The sequence below is a fragment of the Methylobacterium aquaticum genome, assembly GCF_016804325.1.
Lineage (GTDB): Bacteria > Pseudomonadota > Alphaproteobacteria > Rhizobiales > Beijerinckiaceae > Methylobacterium > Methylobacterium aquaticum_C.
Genome location: NZ_CP043627.1, coordinates 6,530,569 through 6,554,773, shown reverse-complemented (window position 1 = coordinate 6,554,773; position 24,205 = coordinate 6,530,569). Strand labels below are relative to the sequence as shown.

The following is a 24,205-nucleotide window of genomic DNA, read 5'->3' as shown; positions in this document are numbered from 1 at the left end:
GTGGACCGGTATCAGGCGATGGCGACCTTCGTGAGGGTCGTGGAATCGGGCTCCTTCTCGGGGGCCGCCCGGCTCCTGAACGTGGGCCAGCCCGCCGTCTCCAAGACGGTCGCACAGTTGGAGAACCGGCTGCAGGTCAGCCTGCTCGTCCGCTCGACGCACGGCCTCAGTCCCACGGAGGCGGGCCTTCGCTTCTACGAGCGGGCGCGGGCGGCCATCGCCGAGGCCGACGAGGCCGAACTCGCCGCCCGCGGCGCGGGCGCAGGGCTATCAGGCCGGTTGCGCGTCTCGGCGGCGACCACCTTCGCGCGGCTGCACGTCGTGCCGCTGCTGCCGCGTTTCCTCGCCGAGCACCCGGACCTCGACATCGAGATCGTCCTCGACGACCGGGTGATCGACCTCGTCGGCGAGGGCATCGACCTGTCTCTGCGAATGGGGACTTTGCCGGACTCGGCCGCGGTCGCGCGCAAGCTTGCCACCGGGGCCCGTTCGGTGCTGGCCACGCCCGGCTATCTCGCCCGCGCGGGCGAGCCGCGCAGTCCCGCGGACCTCGCCGGGCACGAGGCGGTGGTCTACAGCCGGCAGGCCGATGCCTGGTCCTTCACCCGGGACGGCGCCGAGGTCTCGGTCGCGGTCCACGGCCGCGTGCGGGTCAGCGCGGCCGAGGGCCTAAGGGCGGCCGTGCTGGCCGACATCGGGCTTACCATCGCGTCGGACTGGATGTTCGCCCCGGAACTGGCGAGCGGCGCGGTGCAGCGGCTGCTGGAGCCCTGGGCGCTGCCCAATATCGACCTTTGGGCGGTCTTCCCCACCGGCCGCATGGCCAGCGCCAAGGCACGGCTCTTCGCCGGCTTCGTCCAGGCCGCCCTGGTCGGGGCCGGCGAACCCCATTCCGCCGCGGCATAAGCCTTATCGCCGCGCACCGTCGTCCGTCGCCGGCCGGAGCCGTCTATCTCGTCCTCATCCCGACGACGCAGTCGGCCAGCACGAGGACAGTACCGATGGCCCGTTTCGACACCTACCGCGACGCCTTCCCCAACGCCCGCCTGACACGCAAGCCGAACGGCGTGCTGGAGGTCATGCTCCACACCGACGGCGGCAAACTCGTCTTCAACGGTCATACCCACGAGCAGTTCGTCGACCTGTTCCACGCCATCGGCGAGGACCGCGACAACCGAGCGGTGATCCTCACCGGGGCGGGCGACGCGTTCATGGACGCGATCAGCCCCGAGGGCTTCGATTTCTTCACGCCCCAAGGCTACGACAAGATCCTCGGGAGGGCCGCAAGGTGCTCGGCAACATCCTCGACATCGAGGTGCCGATGATCACCGCACTGAACGGCCCGGTCCTGCTGCACAGCGAGTACGCGCTCCTCACCGACGTCGTGCTGGCGACGCCCGAGACCGTGTTTCAGGACAAGCCGCACTTTGAATTCGGCATCGTGCCGGGCGACGGTATGCACATCCTGTGGCCGGAGGTGATCGGCTCGATCCGCGGGAGGTACTTCCTGCTGACGCGGCAGGTGCTGGATGCCCAGACGGCCAAGGATTGGGGCGTGGTCAACGAGATCGTGCCGCAGGACCGGCTGCTGGCCAGGGCGCATGAGATCGCGGACGGCATCGCCGCCCTGCCGCCGCTCACCGGCCGCTACACCCGCATAGCGCTCACGCAGCGCCTGCGCCGGCTCGTCGAGGAGGGCGCCGGCTACGGCCTCGCCCTGGAGGGCATCAGCGCCGCCGACGTCGCCCGGAGCATAGCCGCCCAGGCCTGACCGCCTCACCCGATCCCAAGGAGAGTTCCACCGTGGGCTCGCCGGAGGTGTTCGCGATGGGGCACTGGAGAGAGGAGCCGACCTGCCTCGTCGAGCAGGCGGTCAACGCCGCCCTCGCTGACGCCTGCCGGGAGGCCGAGGCCCTGCTGCTCTCACGTCCGGGCGACGTCACGCTGGGCCGTCTCAATGCCGATTTCCACGCGCGCTTGGCCCGGCGCGGACCGTGCGGGCAGGAGGCCCCGTCCGATGACGCATAGCGCGCAGCCTGGATCGACCAACTTCGTGGCCGCCCCCTCGGACCTGACTCCGGCTGCACGATATGCTGACGGACTGCGCCGTTTCGTGCCGGGCTGTATTGTGGACACGCGACCCTGGGTGAGGCAGATCCCCGGGCGGGGTCGCCTCGGAGGTCGGAGCATGGTTGGACAATGGACCAGCGCTGTCGCCGAGGCGCCGCTCCCTTGATCGGCTCCTTGGCCTCTCCGCGAACCAGCCTCGCTCTCCTCGGGGCCGCCCTCACGGCGCTGACACTCGGCGCCCTCACGCTGCACGTGCCAGGCGCCGACACGGTGGGATCGCCGCTGCGGGCCAACCTCTTCGTCGGCGTGCTGGCGGTCTCGGTCGGTGTCTACCTGCTCGCCGTCCGTGTCGCGCTGCGGCACGACCTGCCTGCCTCGGCGACAAGGCTCGTCCTCGCACTGGCGGTGCTCCTGCGCCTCGCGCTCCTGCTCCAGCCGCCGTTCCTGTCGAGCGACATCTACCGCTACGTCTGGGACGGGCAGGTGCAGGCGGCGGGCATCAACCCCTACCTCTATGTCCCGGCCGATCCGGCGCTGGCTCCCTTGCGCGACCCGGACGTCTTTCCGCTCATCAACCGGGCCGACTACGCCCGCACGATCTATCCGCCGGCGGCGCAGGCCTTCTTCGCGATCGTCGGCCGCATAAGCGCGGGCGTGACCGGGATGAAGGCCGCGATGCTCCTGTGCGAGGGCGTCGCGGTGCTCTGCCTGCTCGCGCTCCTTGCGCGCGCCGGGCAGCCGCGGGTGCGGATCCTGATCTACGCCTGGAACCCTCTTGTGCTGTGGTCCTTCGCCCTCGACGGCCACGTCGACGCGCTCGCGGTCGGGCTGCTCGCGCTGGCCCTCCTCGCCCGTGCGCGCCACCGCGACGGGTTGGCTGGCGCGATCCTTGCCGGGGCGGTGCTGGTGAAGTTCCTGCCGGTCGTGGTGGCGCCGGCCTTCATACGGGGCGGGCGGCTGTGGCGCCCGGCGCTCGCGGGCCTTACGGTCATCGTCGCGCTCTACGCGCCCTACCTCTCGGCCGGCGCGGGCGTACTCGGCTTCCTGCCGGCCTACGGGGCGGAAGAAGGGTTCGACACCGGCCAGGGCTTCTGGCTGCTCGCCGGCCTCTCCCACCTCGTGACGCTTCCCGCGGCGGCGGCCCGGATCTACGCGCTCGCCGTCGCCGCAGGGTTCGCGGCCCTGTCCCTGTGGGTCGCGACCCGGAAGGCGTCGAAGGACGAGCCAGGGGAGGTCGTGCTGTGCCGCGACGCGGGGCTGCTGGCGGCGCTCGCCACGGCGGCCGCCAACCCGCACTATGCGTGGTACTATGCGTGGCTGGCGCTGCCCGCCTGCGTCGCCCCGAACCCGGCCGTGATCTGGCTGTCGGCCGCCCCGGTGCTGTTCTACGTCGATCCGTTCAACGAGCGCTTCGTCTGGCCGGGCCTCGTGTTCGGGCCGGCCCTGATCCTGGCGCTGCGCGCCCTCTTGCGACGGAGACGAGCCCTGTGACATCTCCCGATGCCACCCCGGCCTTCGAGCCCGTGAGCGTCGTCATCCCGACCCTGAACGAGGCCGAGACCATCGGCACCGTCCTCGCCGAGATCCCGCGCGCCTTCGCGGGCGATCTCATCGTGGCGGATGGCGGCAGCCGCGACGACACCCGAGAGGTCGCCGCCGCCGCGGGCGCCCGCGTGATCGAGGCGGGGCGCGGCTACGGGCGGGCCTGCGCGGCCGGTGCGGCGGCGGCGCGGCCGGAATGCCGCGTGGTCGTCTTCCTCGACGGCGACGGGGCCGACCGCGCCGACCTCATCGCGGCCGTGGCCGGTCCCGTGCTCGCCGGCGAGAAGAATTTCGTCCTCGCCTCCCGGACGCGGGGGAGCGCGAGCCCGGGTCGATGCTCTGGCACCAGGTGCTCGCCGGGCGCCTCGCGGGCCTCGGCATCGGCGCGCTCACCGGCGTGTCCTATTCCGACATGTGCGCCTTCCGGGCGATCGACCGGGCGGCGCTCGCCCGGCTGGAGTTGCGGGAGATGACATACGGCTGGAACATCGAGATGCAGATGCAGGCCGCCCGCGCACGCCTGCGCATCGCGGAAGTCCCCCTACCGTACAGGCGCCGGGCGGGCGGAACCTCGAAGGTCGCGGGCTCGCTCGGCGGCACATTCCGGGCGGGAAGCCGAATCGTGACAACATTCCTGCGCGTGGCGACGGGCCCGGCGCCGCGGCGGTGAGCCAGGCTGTCGGGGTGCAGGTGCTCAGCCCATCCGCTCCCGGCGCCAGGCTGCGGGCGTCATCCCGGTCGCCTGCCGGAACGCGGTCGTGAAGTGCGACTGGCTCGCGAAGCCGAGCGAGAGGGCGATCTCGGTGAGGGTCTCGCGGCCGAGCAGGCGCTCCTGCGCGTGGGCGCAGCGGCGGCGCAGCACGTAACGGTAGGGCGCCTCCCCGGTCGAGGTCCGAAAGGCGTGGGAGAAGTAGGGGATCGACAGGCCGACGAGATCGGCGAGTTCGCCGACAGACAGGTCTCGGTCGATATTCTCCTCGACATGGGCGCGCACGCGCCCGAGCGCGGCCGGCCGCAATCCGCCGCGCGGCGCCGCCTCCCGCGGCACGGCCTGCCGCAGCAGCCAGCACGCGACGAGCCCGACGGCGTGGTCGATTTCGGCCGCCGAAGCCGCGACCGTGCCGCGGCCGATGGCGGCGAGATGGAGCACGAGGCCCTCGATCAGGGGCTCGTGCCGGGGCTCTCGCGCGAGCGGCATCAGGTCCGGCAGGTCGGGAAGGCCGGCATCGTCCGCCGCGCGGGCGAGCAGCCGGTGAGGGATCACGAGGTTGACGTCGCGGATCAGGTCGCCCCAGGCCCAGTCACCCGGACTGCGCGCGGGCGTGACGCAGACCTCGCCCGGCCGGGCCAACGTGGTGCGGCGCCCGTCGCCGATGTCGCGCGACGCCTCGACCGGCGGGTGGCTCGGTGCGAGCACGTGGATGACCGTCTCGAGCGAGCCCGGGACGGACCCGCTCCACGCCGTCATCTCCGCTTCGACGACGGTCGCGCCCGACCGCCCGAGAGCGAACCGATCCCAGGCACGCCACCTCTGCGCCACGGCCGGGTTCAGGTAGGGGACATAGCCCACCCGGGACATTCGCGGCCTCCTCACCTCTCCTCGCGAGTGCATCGCAGCACAGGAAGCATTCCCCTGGGTTCGCATGCAAGCGTCCATAGGACGGATTCCCCAAGAGGAGCGCCTCCCCCGACTGCGGATCCCCGGTTCACGAAGTAGAGAGCCACCCGCCGGAGGGCGTGCCGGACGCGAGCATTTCGCAAGTGCAGCAGGATTCCGAAAGCGAAGCGCGACCGTGACCGGTAGTTTAGCAGCCATGGCCGGCGCAGGAGCTGCACGAGCGCGACCGTTGCGCCGGCACGAACGAGGGCGGGGACGAGCGGGCCGCACGGCCCGCGACGGGGACGCAGGATCAATGGGTGCACGACAGGCATCATGCGGCGTGGCGGTGATGGCGAAGGCCTCGGCTCCCGGACGGACCAAGACCCGTCTGGTGCCGCCCCTCACCTACGAGGAGGCCGCCGGCCTCAACACGGCGTTTCTGAGGGATGTGGCCGCCAATCTCGCGGCCGCCCGCGCGGCGGGGGCGCCGCTGGCGAGCTACATGGCCTACGGCCCCCCGGCAGCGAGAGCTTCTTTCACCATGCGCTGCCTCCGGGGATCGGGCTGATCGAGACGTGGCTGCCGGGCTTCGGCGCGTGCCTGTTCCACGCCGTGACCGCGCTGTTCGAGCGGGGCCACGAGGCCGCCTGCGTGCTGAACGCCGACAGCCCGACCCTGCCGACGGGCCTGCTGGTGGAGTTGGCGGACCGGCTGGCGCGCCCCGGCGACCGTGCGGTGCTGGGTCCGGCGGAGGATGGCGGGTACTGGGTGCTTGGCCTGAAGGCGCCCCATCGCCGGCTGTTCGAGGCGATCGACTGGTCGACGGAGCGCGTCGCGGCCCAGACCCTCGCGCGCGCCGCCGAGATCGGGCTGCCGGTCGAGATCCTGCCGACCTGGTACGACGTCGACGACCGCGCCAGCCTCCGCCGGCTCGTCGCCGAGGTTCTCCAAGGCTATCGTCCGGGCCCGGAGAGGCCCGCCCTACACCCGGCACCGGCCACCGCCGCCTTCCTGCGCGATACCTTCGCCCGCACCGACCTCGCCGACCGCCTGGACCTCGCCCGGCCGCGGGAACCGGAGGTCGCCTGATGCGACAGCGCCACCCCAGGAAGCCCGCCCCGCGCATGCCGCAGCGCGCGGATACGCCCCCGACCCTTTCCGGACGAGCCCCATGACGCATGCCGTCGCCCTCGCGACCGACCCGCGCCGCTACCACGACGCCGCTCCGGCCCGGGTCGGATCTCGCGCCGAGGCCCCGCCGGTCTGCCTCTACCTGGAGGTGACGAACCGCTGCAACCTGCTCTGCACCACCTGCCCGCGCACCTACGAGGAGCTCGAGCCGCCGGCCGACATGAGCTGGGAGCTGTTCACGCGCATCGTCGATCAGGTGCCGGGCGTGCAGCGCGCGGTCCTGCACGGGGTCGGCGAGCCGATGCTGGTCAAGGACCTGCCGCGCATGGTCCGCCACCTCAAGGAGCGGGGCGCCTACGTCCTGTTCAACACCAACGGCACGGTGCTCACCGAGAAGAGGGGCCGGGCCGTGATGGAGGCGGGCCTCGACGAGCTGCGGGTCTCCCTCGACGCCGCCAGCGCAGCCTCCTACCGGGCGATCCGGGGCAAGGACTATTTCGGCCGCATCCTGCGCAACGTCCGCGCCTTCCGCGAGCTGCAGGTGCGCGAGGGGCGGGAGCGCCCGCGCGTCTCGGCCTGGCTGACGGGGCTCAAGGAGACGATCCACGAGCTGCCCGCCTTCGTGCGGGTCGCGGCGGAGATCGGCGTCGGAGAGGTCCATCTCCAGCGCCTCGTCTTCTTCGAGGACGCGGCGACGGGCCTCGCCCGGCCCGACCAGGCGCTCTACGAGCGCATGACGCGGGAGGACGCGGCGATGCTAGAGGAGGCCGCGGCGCTCGCCGCCTCGCTCGGGCTCATCTTCTCGGCCTCCGGCGCCGCCTCCGAGCCGGGTCTGAGCGTCCGGCGGACGGAGGACAAGGCGTCCTGGTCGCTCTGCCGCCGGCCCTGGACGGTGATGTACGTCACCGCCAACGGCCGGGCCCTGCCCTGCTGCATCGCGCCCTTCTCGCAGCGCGGCTACGAGAACTACACGCTCGGCGACGCGACCCGCGACGAGCTGCGGGCAATCTGGAACGGGCCGGCCTACCGGGACTTCCGGGCGGCGCTGCTCTCCGACGAACCGCCCCGCGCCTGCGCCGGCTGCGGCCTGCGCTGGAGCCTCTGACGTGGCCGGAGGGGCGCCGTGACCGCGACCTTCGCCCTCGCCGCGTTCCTGGCCCGCTGGGCGCCGGGTATCCGCCACGACCTCGCGGCGAGCGAGTGCGAGCCCCTCGCCCTCGCCGACCTGCTCGCCCGCGCCGACCACGAGGACCGAGCGCGCTGGGAGCGCCTGGACCTTGGCTACCCGGACCCGTGGGGGGCGCCCTGGCTGCGGGCGGCTTTGGCGGCGCGCCACGCGACCCTGTCGGGGGACGACCTCGTGTGCTGCAGCGGCGCGCAGGAGGCCTTGTCCTGCACGGTGGCGTCGCTCGTGCAGCCGGGCGACCACGCGGTCGTCGTCCTGCCGATCTACCAGCCCGCCGAGCAGGCCGTGACCTCGCTCTGCGCGACGACCGGCGTGCCGCTTCGGGAGGAGGCCGGAGCTTGGCACCTCGACGCGGACCGGATCGCCGCCGCTCTCAGGCCCGAGACGCGCCTGGTGCTGATGAACCTGCCGAACTCGCCCACCGGGGCGCAGCTCGACTCTGATGGGCTCGAGGCCCTGGTGCGCCTCTGCCGTGCGCGCGGGATCTGGCTCGTCAACGACGAGGTCTACGGCCTGACCGCCACGGCGGGCGCCCCGCCGGTGGTGGCGGACCTCTACGAACGAGGTGTCAGCGTCAACGGCCTATCCAAGGGCTTCGGCCTACCGGGCCTGCGGGTCGGCTGGGCCGCGAGCCGGGACCGCGACCTGCTGGCCCGGATCGTCGTCGCCAAGAGCCGCTCGTCGAGCTGCCTCTCCGCAACGAGCGAGGTGCTCGCCCATGTCGCGCTGAAATCCGAGGCGACGATCCGCGGCCGCAACCGCGCCATCGGCACGCAAAATGCCTCGCGGCTGCAGCAGATCGCCGCCTGCTGCCCAGGCCTCCTGGAGATGGGCCCGGCCCAGAACCTCGCCTTCGCCTTCGTGCGATACCGCGGCGCGAACTCGAGCGAGGCCTTCGCCCGCGAGTTGGCGGGGAAGGCCGGCATCCTCGTGCTGCCCGGCTCGCTCTGGCGCTCGCCGCTGGCGCCGGTGGCGGAAGACGGCCTGCGGATTGGGCTCGGCCGGCGCACGAGCGAGGGCGCGCTTGGCGCGCTCGCCGCCCACCTGTCGCGCCGCGCCGCGGCGCCGGCGGCATGAGGAGGCCTCAATGAAACGGCTTCACCAGTCCGACCCGGATCGTCTCGTCCGGCGGAATCGCCGCGGCGGGGCCGGCCTCCGGCAGGGTTTGCAGCTGCTCGGGCGTCAAGTCGAGGAGCGCCACGTGCTCGCCGAGCAGCCCCACTGCCTCGGTCGGAACCAGCACGGCGCGGCCGGAGAACCAGCCGGTCTCGACGGTGAGGTCGACGCCGCCATCAGCCCGGCGCACCGCACCGCGCACGCGTCCGAGCACGGCCTGCCGCTCCTCCGGCTCGAGCAAGCGCCGGCCGACCAGATCTCCGGCCCGTATCGGTTGCGGGAAACGGCGTGCCGCCTTCGCGGCGAGAGCCGGCAGGTCGACAGGGAGCGCGACCGCCGCGGCCGGCACTGCGAGAGCGAGCAGAATCATCAAGGGGTAGGGTCGCATCCAGTCCTCCTTCGCACGAAGCCAGTCATATATATCAAAATATGAGGTCAGTAAACAAGATTATCTTGCTAATAGAAGGTCAGCCATGGATATTATCGCTATAAATTCTACTACCTCACAAATGCGGCGCCTGCATCCGCTCGCCATCCGGGTCATGCACTGGACCAACGCGGCTGCGATGATCGTGCTGATCGGATCGGGCTGGGGGATCTACAACGATTCCGTGATCTTCCACGGGCTCCACTTTCCGGTAAAGATTGGTTCCTGGGCGGCCGAGAGCCTGCTCTGGCACTTCGCGGCGATGTGGGTGCTGGCCCTCAACGGCACCGCCTACCTCATCTACGGCGTCGCGACCGGGCGCCTGCGCGAGCGCCTGCTGCCGATCCGCCTCGGAGAGGTCGTCGAGACGGTACGCGAGACGCTTAGGTTCAATCTCGCCCACGAAGACCTGACTATGTACAACGCGGTGCAGAAGATCCTCTACATCGTGGTGATCCTCGCTGGCATCGCGCAGGTTGTGTCCGGCCTGGCGATCTGGAAGCCCGTGCAGTTCTCAGGGCTCGTTGCGCTCCTCGGAGGCTTTCAGTCGGCCCGCCTGATCCACTTCCTCGGCATGGCGGTGATCGTCGGCTTCCTCGTCGTCCACGTCGCCCTCTCGCTGCTGGTGCCGCGCACGCTGTGGGCGATGCTGACCGGCGGCCCCGAACTCCCCGCGCGGCGCAAGGAGCCCTAGGCGATGCGGTCCCTCTTTCGTCCCTCCGTGCTGCCCAACCCGGGAATCCTCGACGATCACCGTCCGCTGATCCGATCGCTGGAAAGGCGAGGATTCCTGCGCGGCGGCCTGTCGCTCGGCGCGCTGACGATGCTCACCGGCTGCGACGTCGGCGATTCGACCTCGGTCGGACACGCGCTGCGCGCGATCTCGGCCTTCAACGATGGCGTCCAGGCGGCCTTGTTCGACCCGAACAAGCTCGCGCCCGAATACCCGCCGTCGGCGGTCCTGAAGCCGCCGCGCTTCAACGCCTACTACCCGGTCGAGGAGGTGAAGCCGGTGGACGGGGCTACCTGGAGGCTCGAACTCGCGGGCCTCATCCAGGACCGAAGGCCGTGGACGCGGGAGATGATCGCGGCCCTGCCGCAGCGCGAGACGATCATCCGGCACATCTGCGTCGAGGGCTGGGACTATATCGGGCAGTGGTCCGGCGTGCCGCTCCGGACCTTCCTGGAGCGGGTCGGTGCGGATCTGCGGGCGAAGTACGTCGCCTTCAAGACGGCCGACGACTACCCGAGCAGCATCGACATGGCGACGGCGCTGCATCCCCAGACGCTGCTCGCCACCACTTACGCGGGCGAGACGCTGCCCGACCCGTTCGGCTATCCGCTGCGGCTGCGCATGTCGACGAAGCTCGGGTTCAAGAACCCGAAATGGATCACCGCCATCGAGGTGACAAATACTTACCCGGGCGGGTACTGGGAGGATAAAGGTTTCAACTGGTTTAGCGGGCTCTAAATTGCGGTTTTCTGGTACGATTTTTGCTTATTTAGACAGCGCGGCAAAATTGAGGGACCCGCGATGACAAGTCTTGACTATTTCCGCAGCGGCCCCAGCGGGCCTTGGCGGATCGTAAGCATTGATGGATTTCGAGGCGAGGCGCTCCCTCGCGCCGAGCGCCTCGATATCGCAGCAGAAGCGGCACAACCTGCCGAGGCGCCATGTTGGACACTGAAGGGGGTTGCCGGCCACGCCCGCTACGCGACGCGACGGGAGCTCGATATGCTCGGTGCGACGCAGGCGTCACTTGGTCGCCGCGAAGCAACCTGCGCGGCCCTGATCCCGATCCGCAAGTCGCAGGCCTGGTGGAACCTCGCGCAGGACGAACGCAGGGTCATCTTCGAGGAAACCTCGCATCACACCGCAATCGGAACGGCCTATCTCCCTGCCGTGGCGCGCCGCCTTTACCATTGCCGCGATCTCGGGGAGCCATTCGATTTCCTCACGTGGTTCGAGTTCGCCCCGGAGCATGCCGCCGCTTTCGATGCATTGGTCGCCGCCCTGAGGGCGACGCCGGAATGGGGCTACGTGGAGCGGGAGGTCGATATCCGCCTCGTGTGGGATCCCGCCGCTTCGCATCAAGCAGCCTCACCGAAGAGCTGAGCGCGACTGCTCATGGAAACGGCATGCTTCCCGCGGCATTCGCATCCTCGGCACGCTCCGGCTCGTTAGTCGGAACCGCCTGCAACTGGGTGGACGCCTCCGATCGGCTCAGCGATGCCGCTACGCGAGTCCATGTGGCTGGAGGGGGAACGGACAGCCCTGGTCGTTGGTGGCACGGACGTGGTGAACCGCGCGTCGCTCGCGTTTCACCACGTCACCGCGGCGTGGCCCGCATCGGCCTCGTGCAGCACGAAACCTTCCAGGTCGTCGACGGCACGGGTCCAAGGCGCCTGGGTGAGGACGCCTCGCGCGTGCCGGTAGCCCGCCTCCTCGCGCGCGCGGATCCCAGCCGGGCTGAAATCGATGTCGCGCAGGTGATCCTCCGCCTCGAGGCGGGGTGCAAGGAGGCGCACCACGTGCATCCGGGTCACGCAGCCATAGGCAGCGAGCGCCTTGATCTCCGGATCGGCCGCGATGTCGTCCGGCAGGCGCCCGGCAAGTTCGGCGATCACGTGGCGCAGCCGGTGCATCTGCTTCTGCCGCGTGATCTGGCTGTGGGCGCGGCTGGCGTATTGCAGATCCTTCTGGCGGTTGATGACCTCCCAGAGCGTCTGTGGCTCGGCACCGGACGGGTTCCACATATGGACCGCGAACACGATACCGTCGCGGCGCGGGTTGTCGTCGAACACCGCCTCGACGGGCGTGTTCGACAGGATGCCGCCGTCCCAGTAGAGATCATCCCCGATGCGCACCGGCGGGAAAGCCGGGGCAGCGCCCCGGACGCCATGACGTGGCGCAGGTCGAGAACTTCGTCGCGGCTGTCGAAGTAGCGCATCCGGCCCGTGCGTACGTTGGCCGCGCCCACGGTCAGACGGCAGGTGCCGCCTTGCAGCACCGTGAGGTCAACCAGGTCTCGCAAGGTCTCGCGCAAGGGCGCCGTCGAGTAGTAGCCGACCGCTTCCGGACCGAGCGGCCAATGAGGATTCACGAGCGCGAAGGGATTGGGAGCGAAGAAGCCCGGCACGCCCTGCATCAGCGTCGTCCAATGGGCGGAGATCGCCCCGAGGCCGGGCCAGCCGGAGAGCCGGCCGCGCATTCCGACATGCGCGATCCGCTGCCAGAAGGCGGACAGGCGCTCCAGGCGGCGCTCGGGTGGGTTGCCGGCGATCAGGCTGCCGTTGATCGCCCCGATCGAAGTCCCGATCACCCAGTCGGGTTCGATCCCGGCCTCGTGCAGGGCGCGGTAGACGCCGACCTGGTAGGCGCCGAGGGCGCCGCCGCCCTGGAGCACGAGGACCACCTGACCGAACGCCCGGAGGTTCGGTCGCTCGCCGAGCGGTGCGACCCTCGGGTTCGTCGTGTCCATCATGCTCTCCCTCGGCCCGGCGGTTCAGCGGTTCAGCGTGCCACCCGCGCGCGACCCGGAACCGTAGCGGCGCAGGGCCGGATCCCGCTTCGCGATCGGGGCCGCACCGCCGGGTCCCGTCGAGGAGAGGCGGTTGTTGAGCGTTCCGCCAGCATGGCTTCCGGAGCCGAGCCGCTTCGGGTCGGGCGGGATCACGGGTTTCGGCGTGCCTCCGGTCGTGCTGAGTCGGTCCCGGCCAGGCCCGCCCGACTGCTGTCCGCTGCCGCTGTTCTGGGCAGACGCGGGGCCCGCGAGGCAGAGCGCGAGCCCGGCGACGAAGAGGCGGTTCATGGCGATCTCCGGTGTGCCGCCACCCGGCGACGTTCTCATGAGAGCACCGAGGGCGCTCCACGGGAATTCGCGAATGGTTATGGTTTCAATGCATGCCGCGTCGCGGCCGATGGCGAGCGCCATCACGGCGGGATCCACCCTCTCCTAGAGGAACCGGTTCAGCCTATCGGTCGGCTCCCAGCTGGCGCCGGTTCGGAGAGGGCGGCAGCGCCGACATTCCCTCAGCCGGTCCGATCCGCTCAGTCCTTGGATAGGTTCGCCGTGTGGCACGCGGTGACGTTTTCGGCGGGCAGTCAGCGGCCTGTGACAAGCGGGAGAGTGCAGCCCCCTTCCAGTCTCCGTGTTGATGAAGCCCGGCCGTGATTGGCGTGGATCGAGCCTGTAAAGGGGTTGGATGAATCCATGGAGATGCATCAGGTCCGCTACTTCCTCGCGGTGGCCGAGCACCTGAACTTCACCCGCGCGGCCGAGCGGCTGCACGTGGCGCAGCCGTCGCTGACCCGCGCGATCCAAAAGCTTGAGGACGAGCTCGGCGGTCCGCTCTTTCGCCGCGAGCGCGCCAACACGCATCTGACCGAGCTCGGGCGCCTCATGCGGCCGCATCTGCAGATGACCCTAGGGGCAGCCGAGGCCGCCAAGCGCCAGGCGCAGAGCTTCCGCAAGCGCGAGACGGGACAGCTCACCGTCGGAGCCTGCTCGTCCATCGCGGCGGAGACCGGAGTTCCGCTTCTCGCCCGCATCTCGGCGGAGATCGGCGAACTGGCCGTTCAGGTCGAGATCGGTCCGGCGGACCTCGTCGAGGAGAGGCTTATCGCCGGCGATATCGACGCAGCCCTGCTGGCCCCCGTCGAAGGAGCGGCCGATAACCGTCACCCGCGTTTCGACCTCCGCGCCATCGCGGAGGACATGTTCTGCGTCGCTTTCGCGCCCGGACACCGCTTCGAGGCATCGAGCGAGGTCGTGCTGGAGGATCTCGACGGCGAGCCGCTCATCGTGCGCCTCGGCTGCCGCCACGAGGAAGCGATTGCCGCCGCCATGAAGGCAAGGAGCATCAACCGGGTCACCCGTTATTCCAGCGGCGACGAGCGATGGCTCGCGGGCTTCGTTCAGGCAGGCCTCGGCTGCATCCTATGGCCGGAAACCACCGCCCGCGCCAGAGCACTGCCGTTTCGCCGGCTCGCCGACCTGCCACTTCGATACAGGGTGGTTCTCACGACGATGGCGGGCCGCTGTCGATCGCCGGCGCTTGCCACGCTGGTGCGGCAGGCGAAGGGTGCGGGTCTCGCGCGGCAAGCGGAAGCCGCCGGGGCAGCCTGACCGCGTCGGGCCGTGCCGGCCTCGGCGCAGAGCGACGCGACGATGTCGCCGGGGTCGAGGCGCTGGGTGAAGCCCCGGTCTGCGTGAGCAAGCACGATTGCACTGTTGGGGCGGATTTCTGAGCAGCGGGCTCGGCGAGATGCTGGAGAGCTTCCGGAAGGCCGAGTATGGGGCTGCCTGTGGACCGACTTCGAGCTGGGACCCAAGATCCGGCAAGCTCGAAGCCGTTGATGCGACATTGGAAATCGCCGTCAAGGTGCGGTCCCAATCGGCCCCGACTGGGACCCCGCCCAGGATATGTTTTCAAATTCTAGATCAAAGATTTATGAGAGTTTTGCGATGGGGGGCCACTTGGGTGCTCATACACAGTCCAGGGACAGCGCACGGTCGGCATCTCGGAAAAACCCGAGCTGGTGCCGCTCGACCGCTACGCGGCTCAGTTCGACTTCGACCCGCCGCGCGACAAGGGCATGAATACGGTCGAGGCCTGCGAGCGCATCCTGTCTGGCAAGGTCCAGAGTTTCTTCGGCCTCGGCGGCAACTTCGTGCGCGCCATTCCCGACCGCGACCGCATGGAGAAGGCATGGACGACGATGCGCCTTACCGTGCAGGTCGCCACTAAGCTCAACCGCTCCCACCTCGTGAACGGCGAGATCGCCTACTTGCTGCCCTGCCGCGGCCGCACCGAGGAGGACGTGCAGGCGAGCGGGCCGCAGGCCGTCAGCATGGAGGCACCTTCAGCTGCATCTACGGCTCGCTCGGACGCCGCACGCCCGCCAGCGAGCACCTCAAGTCCGAGGTCGACATCGTGGCGGGCTTCGCCAAGGCGACGCTCGCCCCCAACCCGAAGGTTCGCTGGGACGAGTGGGTCGGCGATCACGGGCTGATCCGCGACCTGATCGCCGAGACCTACCCCGAGCAGTTCCACGGCTTCAACGAGCGGATGTGGACGCCCGGCGGGTTCTACCGGGGCAACTCGGCCCGCGAGCGGATCTGGAAGACGCAGAGCGGCAAGGCCGAGTTCACGACGCCCGAGACGCTGTCGGCGACCGGCTGGCCGGACGCGCCCGGCCGCTACCGGCTGATCACGATGCGCTCGAACGACCAGTTCAACACCACCATCTACGGTTACAGCGACCGCATGCGGGGGATCGAGGGCACGCGCGACGTGCTCCTCATCAACCCCGACGAGATGCGGCGGGCGAACCTGCAGGAGGGTCAGGTCGTCTCGCTCGTCGGCGATGCCGAAGACGGGGTCGAGCGCGCCGTATGTGGCCTCAAGGTGGTGCCGTTCGCCCTGCCTGATGGCTGCCTCGGTGCCTACTACCCCGAGATGAACCCGCTGATGCCGCTCTCGCACCACGACGGGCCGTCGAAGACGCCGGCCGCCAAGTCGGTGCCGGTGCGGATCCGGGCATCGGGCGAGCGGGGGGATGTCACGGAAAGGCGCGAGCCGCCGGGGCACACGACGCATCCGGTGTGACGGGGAGTGGCGCGCCCTGACGTGACGAGCGGCGTCGGATAGGCTTGTCCGCCCTCTCGGAACAAGGCCAGCGCACTTCCGTTGCGCCCCTTTCCAGCGAAGGGGCCCCTCGTGTTTCCTGCCTGGCTCGACGCCCTCTCCCTCGCCGCCCTGCTGGTCGGCGCAGTCTGTGCGTTGATCGTCTCCATCGACGTGATCCGGCGCCCGCAGCACATGACGGTCATGAACGTGGTTTGGCCTGTCACGGCCCTGTTCGGCACTGTGGCGGTCGTCTGGGCGTACTTCCGCTATGGCCGGATGGCGAGCAGGGCGGCGCATCACGCCACGTCGACCCACAGAACCGAGGCACCCTTCCCGGTGATGGTCGGCAAGGGCGCGCTCCATTGTGGAAGCGGCTGCATGCTGGGCGACGTCGCCGCCGAGTGGCTGGCCTTCCTGGTGCCGGCGGTGGCGGTCTGGTTCGGCTGGCAGTTGCTGTTTTCCGAGAAGATGTACGCGGTCTGGATCCTCGACTTCCTGTTCGCCTTCGGGCTCGGCATCGTGTTCCAGTACTTCGCGATCGTGCCGATGCGCGGTCTCCCGCCGGGCGAAGGGATCGTCGCGGCCCTGAAGGCCGACACCGCCTCGCTGGTCGCCTGGCAGGTCGGCATGTACGGCTTCATGGCCTTCGTGCAATTCTACCTCTTCGGGCACCTGATCGGGCACCGCGCCGCGGTAGACACGGCCGAGTTCTGGTTCGCCATGTAGGGCGCCATGATCGCCGGCTTTCTCACGAGCTACCCGGTGAACTGGTGGCTGGTGCGGTCCGGCATCAAGGAACGGATGTAGGGCGACGATGCCGGAAGCAGGATGGAGTGATCATCTCTCCGCGGCGTCGATGGTGTCCTGGACAGGGCCGATGAACGGGCCGAGGCGTCCACTGCCTGAACATCCGGCCCTCCCGGGATGGTCCGCCCTCGGAGCCTGCAATCGGCTGGTCTCAAGGCTCGGCGGCCTCATGGGGAGCGATGACGAGGAGCCCTCGCCATACTCGCCCTCGTCAGTGGCTCATGAGACAGCAGATGGGCGACGCGGCGAGAAGCTCGCGGGTTACGCTCCCGAAAACCCGTTCGTGAAAGCGCGAGTGTCCGTAAGCCCCAGTCACGATCAGGTCCGCCTCGATCTGACGGGCGACGGCGAGAAGGCACGCCGCAACGCTGCGAGAGGCCGCGGATCGCACGATCGTCGTTTCTGCGACGCCACAGTGCGTCAGGTAGGCAGCGACGTCCTCGGCGCCGTCCGGCATCGTCTCCGCGCCGACGGTCGCGATGCAGACGCTATCTGCCCGGAGCAGGAGGGGCAGGCTGTCCCGCACGGCGCGCCGGGCTTCCCGAGAATCCTTCCAGCCGACGACGACGCGTGTCCCGGCGAGCGATGCGACGCCCGACGGTACGAGAAGGACCGGGCAGCCGAGCTGCAGGATCAGTTCGCCGGGCGCGAGTGCGGCACACCAGCCTTGGCCATCGTCGGGATCCGCGCTGCCGAGCACGACGAGGTCCGCCATGCGCGCCTGCTCCGCCAGAACCACCCGCAGGTCGCCCCGCCTGGCACGCCATGCCACGGATGGCAGGTCCTGAGTACGCGCCAGGAAGACCGCTTCGACCTGGGCCAGCTCGGCAGAGGCGCGGGCCGATCCGTGATCGATGATCCGTGCGTTGATGAGAGCGCCCTTGCCATAGAGGTGGGTCGGCAGCGCCTCGCACGCCGATACGCCGACGAGCTGCGCCGAGAGGCGCTCGGCAATCGACCGCGCGATGGTCAGCCGGTCCCACGACGCAGGCGCCAGGTCAAGCGGGACCATGATGTTTGCGATCGACATGGCGATCTCCACTATTCAGCGATGCGCAAGTCTCCGACGTTCGATTGGGGAGGACAGCATAAGCCTGATGACGTTTCAAGCCTTCATGGGTGACAAGGACGCGCATGAAAATCTCAGATCATCAAGATGCGATGATGGTCGCTCTCGAACATACCCCTGTCCGGATGCAAGGCGGGCCTTGCCGAGCACGGGTAGAACCTGATGCGCATGTCTTGGCGGGCACACGCCGCACCCGGTGCCGGACCAGCCTCGACGAGGTACACCGCGCGAACGGCTGACGGGAGATCGGCCCCTTGACCCGGAACGAGACCATCCGCAACCGCCTGCTCGGCATCATCACGGTGATCCTCGCGATAGGTGCTTTGCGAGCCAGCTATCCCGTGACGATGCCGTTGGCGGCGGCCTTCGTGGTGATCGCCGCCATATGGCCGATCAAGCCATGGCTCGACCGGTTTCTGACCCCCGGCCTCAGCTACGTCGCGACCATGCTGGTGCTCGCGGTCGTCGTCACGGGCTTCACCGTTGCGGTTTACTTCTCCGCCGCGCAGGTGGTCTCCGCCTTCGAACGCAGCTGGGACCGCCTTGATGTCCTGTACCGGCATGTGTCGGACTGGACCGCATCCTGGGGCTGGTCCCTCGACGGAGAGGAAGGATACCGGAGGTTGGTCGGTGTCGCGCGGGGGCTCCTGCAGAACATCTACACGATTCTCGGCTATCTCGGCTTCACCGCCCTCCTGGTCGTTTTCGGGCTGCCGGAGGTTCCAGCCTTGCGGCTCAAGCTCCGTGAGACCTTCACGCGCGACGAGCAGCAGGAGGTGCTCGCCTCGATCGAGGCGATCGCCGAGAAGATCCGCCAGTATCTCGGCATCAGCACCTTCACGAGCCTGCTCACGGGAGTGGCGACGGGCCTCTACGCGCTCGCCGTCGGCCTCGATCTGGCGCTCGTCTGGGGCGTTCTCAATTTTCTCCTGAACTACATCCCGGTGGTCGGCAACCTCGTCGGCATCGTGCCGCCGACCCTGTTCGCGTTCGTGCAGTTCCAGACCAAGACGGCCCCCGCTATCGTGTTCCTCGGATTGGCTGCGATCCAGCTCGCGATCAGCAACGTCGTTTACCCGATGCTCCAGGGACGCAGCCTGGCGCTCTCGCCGCTGGCCATCATCGTGGCATTGTCGTTCTGGAGCTGGGTGTGGGGCATCGCCGGAGCTGTGCTCGCCGTTCCGCTGACCGCCGCGATCGTTATCACCTGCGACGGCTTCCAGTCGACGCAGTGGATCGCACGGCTACTCTCGGAGCCGCGACGGCGCGGATGACGGCAGCGTCGTCGCGCACCCCGGGCATCCACGACGAGCAAGGCGACGCGTTAGTGAGACCGGCCACGAGCCACCAGGGCAGAGCGGCGATCAGGCACCGGATCAAGACGCGAGGGTGAGCAAGAGGCCCGACACGATGAGCGTGCCGAGGGCCGCACCGAGACCGAGCACCCAAGCCGATGTGCATCCGCCGTTGTCGTTCGCCGAGCCGGGACGTTCGCGCGGGCATCGCCGCCACTTGCGGCAGCTCGACGGTGCCTCTGCGAAGGAGGCAGCGGGGTCGACGTCAGGCTGACGGCGGCACGACATGGTCCGAGTATCGCGCGACTGCCCCACCTGGAGCAAGTTCGATCGGGCCGTCGTGGTCGGTCGTGTCCGAAGCGTCGAGTCCGCCACCGAACCGCGCCCAATGCTCCACGCAGCGTCCTCCGGTCGAGGAGCGAACCTGGTGTCCGGGCACAGCCGCCTCCCGTAGCGTCGAATGCCCTGTGCGCGGCCCGTGCCAGGCGCGAGCGAGCCCGGCCACACGTCGGAATGCCACCCTCATGCCGTTCTCCTGCATCGTTGCGATCCGGCGCCGCACAACCTCGACGACGGTCGTGCCGGTGGGCCGCAAGCTCGGAGGATCGTGCTTAAGCAATCGTCAATCGACAATCCCGGCGAGGTGACCGCCTGCAGGGCGGGTCTCGGATCTGTCAGGGTTATCCCGACAAGACTACGGTTTCCTCCGACTGCCGGGCCACGCCCCGCGCCACAGATGAGAGGTCGAGCGGGAAGGCGAGCCTCCGGGCTTGAGGCAACCTTCCCCGTTTCAGACGGCGCCGAGGACAACCAGAGCGTCATCGCCCCGAATGGGACGCCGTCACGTCGAGCCGGCCAAGCCGTCTCGCAGGCCGACATCCAGGCCACCGCGAGCGGACCTTGGTGCCTCGCACGACCCGTCCCGGCCATCATGGAGCCGATCGTCATGAAACATCTTGCTCTCGCCCTCGCGGCGGCATCGAGCCTCGTCCTATTCTCGGCACCGAGCGAAGCGCGTCCCTTCGGCAGGGGGCACGGCTTCGCCGGCCATCACGGCGGCTTCCACGGGATGCGCCACGGCTTCAGGGGGTATCGATCTGTCGGTGCTAGGCGCCACTACCGGGGCTTTGGCGGCTACCGCGGCACCGGCCTACGTGCGGCGCGCTTCGGATATGGCCGTCATTACGGCCGATATGGTTATCGGCGCGGCTATCGCGGGCTCGGGCTCGCGGCCGGCTTCGGCCTCGGACTGGCCGCGACCGCCGCCCGGCCCGCCTATTACGGCGGATACTACGGCTACGGGTCCCCATACGCCCCGGTCGGCTACGGCTACGGCTACGGTGCGGGCCGACCCGTCTGCACCTGCGGCTACTGAAGACGAGCCTCGACGCGCGTCGCGGCCGCACTAAGCCGGTGCGAGACGTCGCTCAAGAATAGACAATCCCGCGGGGCATCGGGACATGGACCGTCCCTGTGCCGCACTCTCTCACTCTAGGTTAGGTCTTGCACATGAAGAGCATCATCGTCACCGCCTTGATCGGCAGCGCCGTCCTCGCATCGCCCGCGCTCGCGCAGGACAAGTCCTCCACCCTGGCCCCTGGGGCTCAACCGAACCCGATGACGGCACAGCCCTCCACCACCGCGATGCCGGCAGCGCCGGGACAGGCGAGCCAGAACCATGCGGGCGGCATGACCATGGCCGACACGGCGACGGCCAAGATCAAGTTCGTCACTGCGAAGCCGGCCGAGGTCACCACCTCGAAGCTCGTCGGCAAGAATCTCTACAACAAGCAGAACGAGACGGTCGGCGAGATCGAGGACCTGGTCGTCGAGAACGGCAAGACGATCACCGGCGTCGTCGTCAGCGTCGGCGGCTTCCTCGGCCTGGGCGAACGCTATGTGCTGATCGACCCCTCGACGATCTTCCTGCATCGCACCGACGGGGGGCTCAAGGCGATGGTCGACGCCGACAAGGACGCGCTCAAGAATGCGCCGGAATTCAAGTATAACAAGATGACCCGCACCTAATCGAACCGCACCTCGCGCGTTGCCTGCTGCCCTGTCGGCTGCGGCTAGCGGCGACGGTGGTAAGGACGTTCGTGGCAAACATGAGCGCGAGGGATCGGTGCGGCCGATCCCTCGCCGCCACCGATTGGCTCACATGCGTGCCGCTTCGCGGGACCGGTTCCGGTCCTGTCAAGCTTCTCCGTAGTCGTCCCGTGTCGGGATTGTCCTGACAAGCGTCAGAGAGAACGGCATAGATCGAAAAATTTGCTTGTGATTCGATGTGGATTGCGTGCCAATCTCATGTCTCTGGAAATCTATCCGGAACAAATGAGAGACAAGCACAGATGCTCATGGACGTGATCAGGCAAGGTGCGCGTGCCAGGACGGGCGGCCGGCGGAGAGATGCGTGTCCCTATCCCCTGGACTCGCGCGAGCGCCGGGCCTGGTTCGAGGGGTACGATGGAGGCGCCTGGCACATGGTGCAACGGGCGCCCCACCCGGCCCTCACCCGACAGGCCGCGACACCGGTCGACGTCGCGGGACTCGTTGCGACGCCGTCGATCCCGCCGCTTTCCACGCAGGGCTGAGGGCGGACGCCGGTTCGCGAGTTGCAGCCATGCTCCGGCGTTCCTGCCGGTGAGCGTCGGACGATGCGTCGGCAGCGACGAGGACCGGTCCGGACAGCCGCGAATGGCGGCCCAGGTCAATCCCCGCCCCGGCATGAACCCGACTTCCCGGGGGCATGCCACCCGCGGGTGAGCATCCGGCCCGTCCGGGACGGAGCCGCATGGAGGGAGACGACACCGTGCGACGGACCTCTCTGCAATCTCTCAAGGATCACTCCTACGGACGTCTGGAGCGGGTCGTGACCGTTCTGGTCGAGGCCTACCTGACCGATCCTTCGGCGGCGCCGCCGGACCTCGTCGAGCGGCTGCGACGCCTGGAGCGAACCGTGCGGGAGGCGCGGGGCGACCGGCAGATCATTCAGGTCATCACCTCGGGGCGTCGCCTTCTCGGCGATGCGGGCGCGCTGGCCGAACCCGCACCCGAACCGGTGCCCGAGCTCCTCTATGCGCCCAAGCCTCGCTGCGCGCCGACGCGGAGCTAGCCGCTGCGGCGCTCCGGCCGTAAAATGCAAGGGTTCGCCCATCGCCCGGCGGCGGGCTCGTGCCGACCGCCGACCCGCGATGGACCGAGGTTGCGGGCGGCGCTTAGCCGGAGAGCATCACCGAGCACCTTGCATGAGTGGACGACGTGCGGGCGATGCCCATCAGGCACTCGAACAGCAGCTGAGCCGCGGGAACGGCCGGACCTTCGTCGCCCTGACCTTCGCGGCCGCCATCCCGGTCCTGCTTCTCAGCGGCTGGGTGGCCACCCTGCTGGCGCAGCAACAGCGCGACCTCGGCCGCAGCGCCGCGGAGGCCAGTGCGACCCGCGTCGCCGAGCGCGTCGCCTCCGACATCGCCGCGCAGATCTCCATCCTCGAGACCGAAGCCGCGTCGGCGACGCTCGACCGACCGGACCTGGCCGCGTTCTACGCCGAGGCCGAGCGGCTGCGACAGGCCCATCCGTTGTGGGCGACCGTCGAACTCGCCGGGCCCGACGGCACCCAGGTCGTCAACCTGCTCCGCTCCCTCGACGAGGAACTCGGCCCGACGTCCGACCGCAAGAGCTTCGACGCCGTCGTGCGCACCCATCGTGCCGTGATCGGCGGAATCGGTCCGGTCGGGTCGGTCTCGGGCAAGCGCCTCGTCGCGTTGCGCGTGCCCGTCCTCCGGGACGGGGAACTGCGCTACGTCCTCTCGGTCCGGCTCGCCACCAATGCGGTCAGCTCGATCCTGCGCGACGCCGGGGCGCCGGAAGGCTGGGTCGGCACCATCGTCGACGCAGACGGGAATACGATCGCCCGTACCCGCGCCGAGGCGGAGGAGCTCGGCCAGCCGGGGAACGCCGCCCTGCAGGCCGCGATCCGGCGCGCGCCGCAAGGGTTCTACACAGGTTCGACCCTGGAGGGCTCGAACGTCGAGGTCGTCTACCGCACGCTCAAAGATACGGGCGGCTGGTCAGTGCATTTCGGGATGCCGGTGGCCGCCCTCAACGCCCCGGTCTCGCGCTCCTACCTCGTGCTGGCGGGCGGAAGCGTGCTCAGCATCGGTCTCGCCCTGGCGCTGGTCGGACTGGTGGGCCGCGACATGGCTCAGCGGCGTGCGGGAGAGCGGGCGCGCTTCACCCTCGTCCTCCGGTCGAGCCAGGAGCAGGGCGCCGTGGCCGCGGAAGCCGCGGATCTCGGCACCTTGCGCTGGGACACCGTGCAGGAACGGGTGAGCGGCTCGGCGCGGGCCGCACACCTGCTCGAATGGAAGACGAAGGCTCCGGAGGAGCAGGACATTGAGGCGGAGGTCGACGCGGCCCTATCGGCGGTCCATTCCGACGATCGCGAGCGGCTGACGGGCGCCCTGCGTCGAAGCCTGGCGGACGGCCGACCGCTCGACGTCGAGTTCCGGGTGGTCGGAGACGGTGGTCCGCGATGGGTCCGCTTGACCGGTCGCGCGCCACGGCTGCACGACGAGACGCCGACCGGCCTGTTCTACGGCGTCGTGTCGGACATCGAACCGCGCAAGCGCGCCGAGGCGGAGCGCAAGGAGATGCTGCGTCGCCTCGGCGAGGCGCAGGAGAACGAGCAGCGCCGGATCGCCCGCGAGCTGCACGACCAGGTCGGCCAGACGGTGACCGGCCTGTCGCTCGGCCTGAAGAGCCTGGAACGGCTGATCGGGGAGGCGGCGACGGACGAGGTGGGACGCCACGTGCAGTGGTTGCAGGCGCTGGCCGGCGAGATCGGACGCGACATCCACCGGGCCGCCGTCGATCTCCGGCCGACGGCTCTCGACGACCTCGGGCTCCGGGAGGCGCTGACCGCTCTGCTGCGCGAGTGGAGCCAGCGTCACGGCATCCGCGCCGACTTGGAATTCCTCGGTGAGGCGGTACGGCTGCCGGCGGCGATCGAGACCGCCGTCTACCGGATCGTGCAGGAGGCGCTGACCAACGTCCTCAAGCACGCCCGGGCCTCTACCGTCAGCGTCTCGGTCGAGCACGGCGCCGAGGCGATGCGGGTGATCATCGAGGACGACGGGGTCGGCTTCAACGCCGAGGCCATGCCCGAGCGACTGGCGGAGGGCGGGCGCGGCAAGCCGCGTCTCGGCCTGTCGGGCATCCGCGAGCGCCTGTCGCTCTTGGCCGGCACGCTGACGCTGGAGACCTCGCCGGATATCGGCACCACGCTGTTCGTTACTATCCCGGTGCCGCGGCCGGCTTGAGCTTCGAG

At 69.4% G+C, this 24,205-nt stretch carries 23 protein-coding genes and 5 pseudogenes; 23 read left to right on the top strand and 5 right to left on the bottom strand.

Going from position 1 to position 24,205, the window contains the following annotated elements; translation table 11 throughout:
- From F1D61_RS30255 to F1D61_RS34580, 7 genes and pseudogenes are all read left to right on the top strand, one after another.
- Entirely contained in the window at positions 1 to 906 is a 906-nt protein-coding gene (locus F1D61_RS30255) for a LysR family transcriptional regulator (RefSeq protein ID WP_060847207.1), read from the top strand.
- Between the two features lie 95 nt (positions 907 to 1,001).
- Complete coding sequence (locus F1D61_RS34595; RefSeq protein ID WP_246775612.1) at positions 1,002 to 1,325, top strand: hypothetical protein; 324 nt, start codon at positions 1,002 to 1,004, stop codon at positions 1,323 to 1,325.
- The gene (locus tag F1D61_RS34590) at positions 1,289 to 1,771 is read left to right on the top strand and encodes an enoyl-CoA hydratase/isomerase family protein (protein WP_246775611.1); all 483 of its coding nucleotides are present in this window, start codon (positions 1,289 to 1,291) and stop codon (positions 1,769 to 1,771) included. Before F1D61_RS34595 ends, F1D61_RS34590 begins: the two co-directional genes overlap by 37 nt.
- A gap of 32 nt (positions 1,772 to 1,803) precedes the next feature.
- Positions 1,804 to 2,028, top strand: a pseudogene (locus tag F1D61_RS30245) (transcriptional regulator); the annotation flags it as partial.
- Between the two features lie 216 nt (positions 2,029 to 2,244).
- Complete coding sequence (locus tag F1D61_RS30240) at positions 2,245 to 3,561, top strand: glycosyltransferase 87 family protein (RefSeq protein ID WP_246775610.1); 1,317 nt, start codon at positions 2,245 to 2,247, stop codon at positions 3,559 to 3,561.
- Positions 3,558 to 3,899, top strand: a pseudogene (locus tag F1D61_RS34585) (glycosyltransferase); the annotation flags it as partial. The gene F1D61_RS30240 and the pseudogene F1D61_RS34585, both read left to right, overlap by 4 nt.
- A 47-nt stretch (positions 3,900 to 3,946) precedes the next feature.
- Positions 3,947 to 4,282 carry a hypothetical protein gene (locus tag F1D61_RS34580; protein ID WP_246776028.1) on the top strand — a complete coding sequence of 112 codons (336 nt, stop codon included), beginning with the start codon at positions 3,947 to 3,949 and terminating at the stop codon, positions 4,280 to 4,282.
- 24 nt (positions 4,283 to 4,306) lie between these two features.
- Here the strand turns inward: F1D61_RS34580 and F1D61_RS30230 are convergent, their stop codons facing one another.
- Entirely contained in the window at positions 4,307 to 5,191 is an 885-nt protein-coding gene (locus F1D61_RS30230; RefSeq protein ID WP_060847204.1) for a helix-turn-helix domain-containing protein, read from the bottom strand.
- 334 nt (positions 5,192 to 5,525) lie between these two features.
- Between F1D61_RS30230 and F1D61_RS30225 the strand changes: the two genes are divergently transcribed.
- The 4 genes from F1D61_RS30225 (at position 5,526) to F1D61_RS30210 (ending at position 8,606) form a co-directional block, all read left to right on the top strand.
- A complete protein-coding gene (locus F1D61_RS30225; RefSeq protein WP_203155634.1) occupies positions 5,526 to 5,780 on the top strand; it encodes a hypothetical protein in 255 nt (84 codons plus the stop codon).
- Positions 5,759 to 6,301, top strand: coding sequence for a TIGR04282 family arsenosugar biosynthesis glycosyltransferase (locus tag F1D61_RS30220; protein WP_246776019.1), 543 nt, complete (start codon positions 5,759 to 5,761; stop codon positions 6,299 to 6,301). The genes F1D61_RS30225 and F1D61_RS30220 overlap by 22 nt, the downstream gene beginning before the upstream one ends.
- An 82-nt stretch (positions 6,302 to 6,383) precedes the next feature.
- On the top strand, positions 6,384 to 7,448 hold the full coding sequence (locus F1D61_RS30215; RefSeq protein ID WP_060847203.1) for a radical SAM/SPASM domain-containing protein: 1,065 nt from the start codon (positions 6,384 to 6,386) through the stop codon (positions 7,446 to 7,448).
- Positions 7,449 to 7,466: 18 nt separating this feature from the next.
- The gene (locus tag F1D61_RS30210) at positions 7,467 to 8,606 is read left to right on the top strand and encodes a pyridoxal phosphate-dependent aminotransferase (protein ID WP_060847202.1); all 1,140 of its coding nucleotides are present in this window, start codon (positions 7,467 to 7,469) and stop codon (positions 8,604 to 8,606) included.
- Between the two features lie 7 nt (positions 8,607 to 8,613).
- On the opposite strand, the gene F1D61_RS30205 is transcribed toward F1D61_RS30210, so the two are convergent.
- On the bottom strand, positions 8,614 to 9,033 hold the full coding sequence (locus F1D61_RS30205; RefSeq protein WP_145984647.1) for a hypothetical protein: 420 nt from the start codon (positions 9,031 to 9,033) through the stop codon (positions 8,614 to 8,616).
- Positions 9,034 to 9,154: 121 nt separating this feature from the next.
- On the opposite strand from F1D61_RS30205, the gene F1D61_RS30200 reads away from it, so the two are divergent.
- The 3 genes from F1D61_RS30200 to F1D61_RS30190 all read left to right on the top strand — a co-directional run bounded on the left by F1D61_RS30200 (position 9,155) and on the right by F1D61_RS30190 (position 11,188).
- Complete coding sequence (locus F1D61_RS30200) at positions 9,155 to 9,766, top strand: cytochrome b/b6 domain-containing protein (RefSeq protein ID WP_244533527.1); 612 nt, start codon at positions 9,155 to 9,157, stop codon at positions 9,764 to 9,766.
- A gap of 3 nt (positions 9,767 to 9,769) precedes the next feature.
- Positions 9,770 to 10,543, top strand: a complete 774-nt coding sequence (locus F1D61_RS30195) for a molybdopterin-dependent oxidoreductase (RefSeq protein ID WP_060847199.1) — start codon at positions 9,770 to 9,772, stop codon at positions 10,541 to 10,543.
- Positions 10,544 to 10,606: 63 nt separating this feature from the next.
- Positions 10,607 to 11,188: a chlorite dismutase family protein gene (locus F1D61_RS30190; RefSeq protein WP_060847198.1), complete on the top strand. Its 582-nt coding sequence runs from the start codon at positions 10,607 to 10,609 to the stop codon at positions 11,186 to 11,188.
- Positions 11,189 to 11,394: 206 nt separating this feature from the next.
- Here the strand turns inward: F1D61_RS30190 and F1D61_RS30185 are convergent.
- Positions 11,395 to 12,554, bottom strand: a pseudogene (locus F1D61_RS30185) (patatin-like phospholipase family protein).
- A 24-nt stretch (positions 12,555 to 12,578) separates the two neighbouring features.
- Positions 12,579 to 13,007, bottom strand: coding sequence for a hypothetical protein (locus F1D61_RS30180; protein ID WP_244533526.1), 429 nt, complete (start codon positions 13,005 to 13,007; stop codon positions 12,579 to 12,581).
- Between the two features lie 279 nt (positions 13,008 to 13,286).
- Here F1D61_RS30180 and F1D61_RS30175 point away from each other — a divergent pair, with 279 nt between their 5' ends.
- From F1D61_RS30175 to F1D61_RS30165, 3 genes and pseudogenes are all read left to right on the top strand, one after another.
- Positions 13,287 to 14,201 carry a LysR family transcriptional regulator gene (locus F1D61_RS30175; RefSeq protein WP_244533524.1) on the top strand — a complete coding sequence of 305 codons (915 nt, stop codon included), beginning with the start codon at positions 13,287 to 13,289 and terminating at the stop codon, positions 14,199 to 14,201.
- Positions 14,202 to 14,569: 368 nt separating this feature from the next.
- Positions 14,570 to 15,684: pseudogene (locus tag F1D61_RS30170) on the top strand (FdhF/YdeP family oxidoreductase); the annotation flags it as partial.
- Between the two features lie 111 nt (positions 15,685 to 15,795).
- A pseudogene (locus tag F1D61_RS30165) lies at positions 15,796 to 16,512 on the top strand (DUF4396 domain-containing protein).
- Between the two features lie 211 nt (positions 16,513 to 16,723).
- Here the strand turns inward: F1D61_RS30165 and F1D61_RS30160 are convergent.
- Positions 16,724 to 17,542, bottom strand: a complete 819-nt coding sequence (locus F1D61_RS30160; RefSeq protein ID WP_060847195.1) for a universal stress protein — start codon at positions 17,540 to 17,542, stop codon at positions 16,724 to 16,726.
- Positions 17,543 to 17,835: 293 nt separating this feature from the next.
- On the opposite strand from F1D61_RS30160, the gene F1D61_RS30155 reads away from it, so the two are divergent.
- The 6 genes from F1D61_RS30155 to F1D61_RS30135 all read left to right on the top strand — a co-directional run bounded on the left by F1D61_RS30155 (position 17,836) and on the right by F1D61_RS30135 (position 24,197).
- Entirely contained in the window at positions 17,836 to 18,855 is a 1,020-nt protein-coding gene (locus F1D61_RS30155) for an AI-2E family transporter (protein WP_060847194.1), read from the top strand.
- Positions 18,856 to 19,822: 967 nt separating this feature from the next.
- Positions 19,823 to 20,251 carry a hypothetical protein gene (locus tag F1D61_RS30150; protein WP_048446946.1) on the top strand — a complete coding sequence of 143 codons (429 nt, stop codon included), beginning with the start codon at positions 19,823 to 19,825 and terminating at the stop codon, positions 20,249 to 20,251.
- A 134-nt stretch (positions 20,252 to 20,385) separates the two neighbouring features.
- Entirely contained in the window at positions 20,386 to 20,904 is a 519-nt protein-coding gene (locus F1D61_RS30145) for a PRC-barrel domain-containing protein (protein ID WP_060847193.1), read from the top strand.
- Between the two features lie 257 nt (positions 20,905 to 21,161).
- The gene (locus tag F1D61_RS35155; protein WP_348273548.1) at positions 21,162 to 21,470 is read left to right on the top strand and encodes a ribosome modulation factor; all 309 of its coding nucleotides are present in this window, start codon (positions 21,162 to 21,164) and stop codon (positions 21,468 to 21,470) included.
- Between the two features lie 200 nt (positions 21,471 to 21,670).
- Positions 21,671 to 21,991, top strand: a complete 321-nt coding sequence (locus tag F1D61_RS30140) for a hypothetical protein (protein WP_060847191.1) — start codon at positions 21,671 to 21,673, stop codon at positions 21,989 to 21,991.
- A 133-nt stretch (positions 21,992 to 22,124) separates the two neighbouring features.
- Positions 22,125 to 24,197, top strand: coding sequence for a sensor histidine kinase (locus F1D61_RS30135; RefSeq protein ID WP_060847190.1), 2,073 nt, complete (start codon positions 22,125 to 22,127; stop codon positions 24,195 to 24,197).
- The last annotated feature ends 8 nt before the right edge of the window (positions 24,198 to 24,205 follow it).

Bases quoted from the DNA above. Each gene is read 5' to 3' on its own strand.
- F1D61_RS34595 (WP_246775612.1), top strand. From the start codon at position 1,002: ATGGCCCGTTTCGACACCTACCGCGACGCCTTCCCCAACGCCCGCCTG.
- F1D61_RS34580 (WP_246776028.1), top strand. From the start codon at position 3,947: ATGCTCTGGCACCAGGTGCTCGCCGGGCGCCTCGCGGGCCTCGGCATC.
- F1D61_RS30230 (WP_060847204.1), bottom strand. From the start codon at position 5,191: ATGTCCCGGGTGGGCTATGTCCCCTACCTGAACCCGGCCGTGGCGCAG.
- F1D61_RS30225 (WP_203155634.1), top strand. From the start codon at position 5,526: ATGGGTGCACGACAGGCATCATGCGGCGTGGCGGTGATGGCGAAGGCC.
- F1D61_RS30215 (WP_060847203.1), top strand. From the start codon at position 6,384: ATGACGCATGCCGTCGCCCTCGCGACCGACCCGCGCCGCTACCACGAC.
- F1D61_RS30205 (WP_145984647.1), bottom strand. From the start codon at position 9,033: ATGCGACCCTACCCCTTGATGATTCTGCTCGCTCTCGCAGTGCCGGCC.
- F1D61_RS30200 (WP_244533527.1), top strand. From the start codon at position 9,155: ATGCGGCGCCTGCATCCGCTCGCCATCCGGGTCATGCACTGGACCAAC.
- F1D61_RS30195 (WP_060847199.1), top strand. From the start codon at position 9,770: ATGCGGTCCCTCTTTCGTCCCTCCGTGCTGCCCAACCCGGGAATCCTC.
- F1D61_RS30190 (WP_060847198.1), top strand. From the start codon at position 10,607: ATGACAAGTCTTGACTATTTCCGCAGCGGCCCCAGCGGGCCTTGGCGG.
- F1D61_RS30180 (WP_244533526.1), bottom strand. From the start codon at position 13,007: ATGGCGCTCGCCATCGGCCGCGACGCGGCATGCATTGAAACCATAACC.
- F1D61_RS30175 (WP_244533524.1), top strand. From the start codon at position 13,287: ATGGAGATGCATCAGGTCCGCTACTTCCTCGCGGTGGCCGAGCACCTG.
- F1D61_RS30160 (WP_060847195.1), bottom strand. From the start codon at position 17,542: ATGTCGATCGCAAACATCATGGTCCCGCTTGACCTGGCGCCTGCGTCG.
- F1D61_RS30150 (WP_048446946.1), top strand. From the start codon at position 19,823: ATGAAACATCTTGCTCTCGCCCTCGCGGCGGCATCGAGCCTCGTCCTA.
- F1D61_RS30145 (WP_060847193.1), top strand. From the start codon at position 20,386: ATGAAGAGCATCATCGTCACCGCCTTGATCGGCAGCGCCGTCCTCGCA.
- F1D61_RS35155 (WP_348273548.1), top strand. From the start codon at position 21,162: ATGTGGATTGCGTGCCAATCTCATGTCTCTGGAAATCTATCCGGAACA.
- F1D61_RS30140 (WP_060847191.1), top strand. From the start codon at position 21,671: ATGGAGGGAGACGACACCGTGCGACGGACCTCTCTGCAATCTCTCAAG.
- F1D61_RS30135 (WP_060847190.1), top strand. From the start codon at position 22,125: ATGAGTGGACGACGTGCGGGCGATGCCCATCAGGCACTCGAACAGCAG.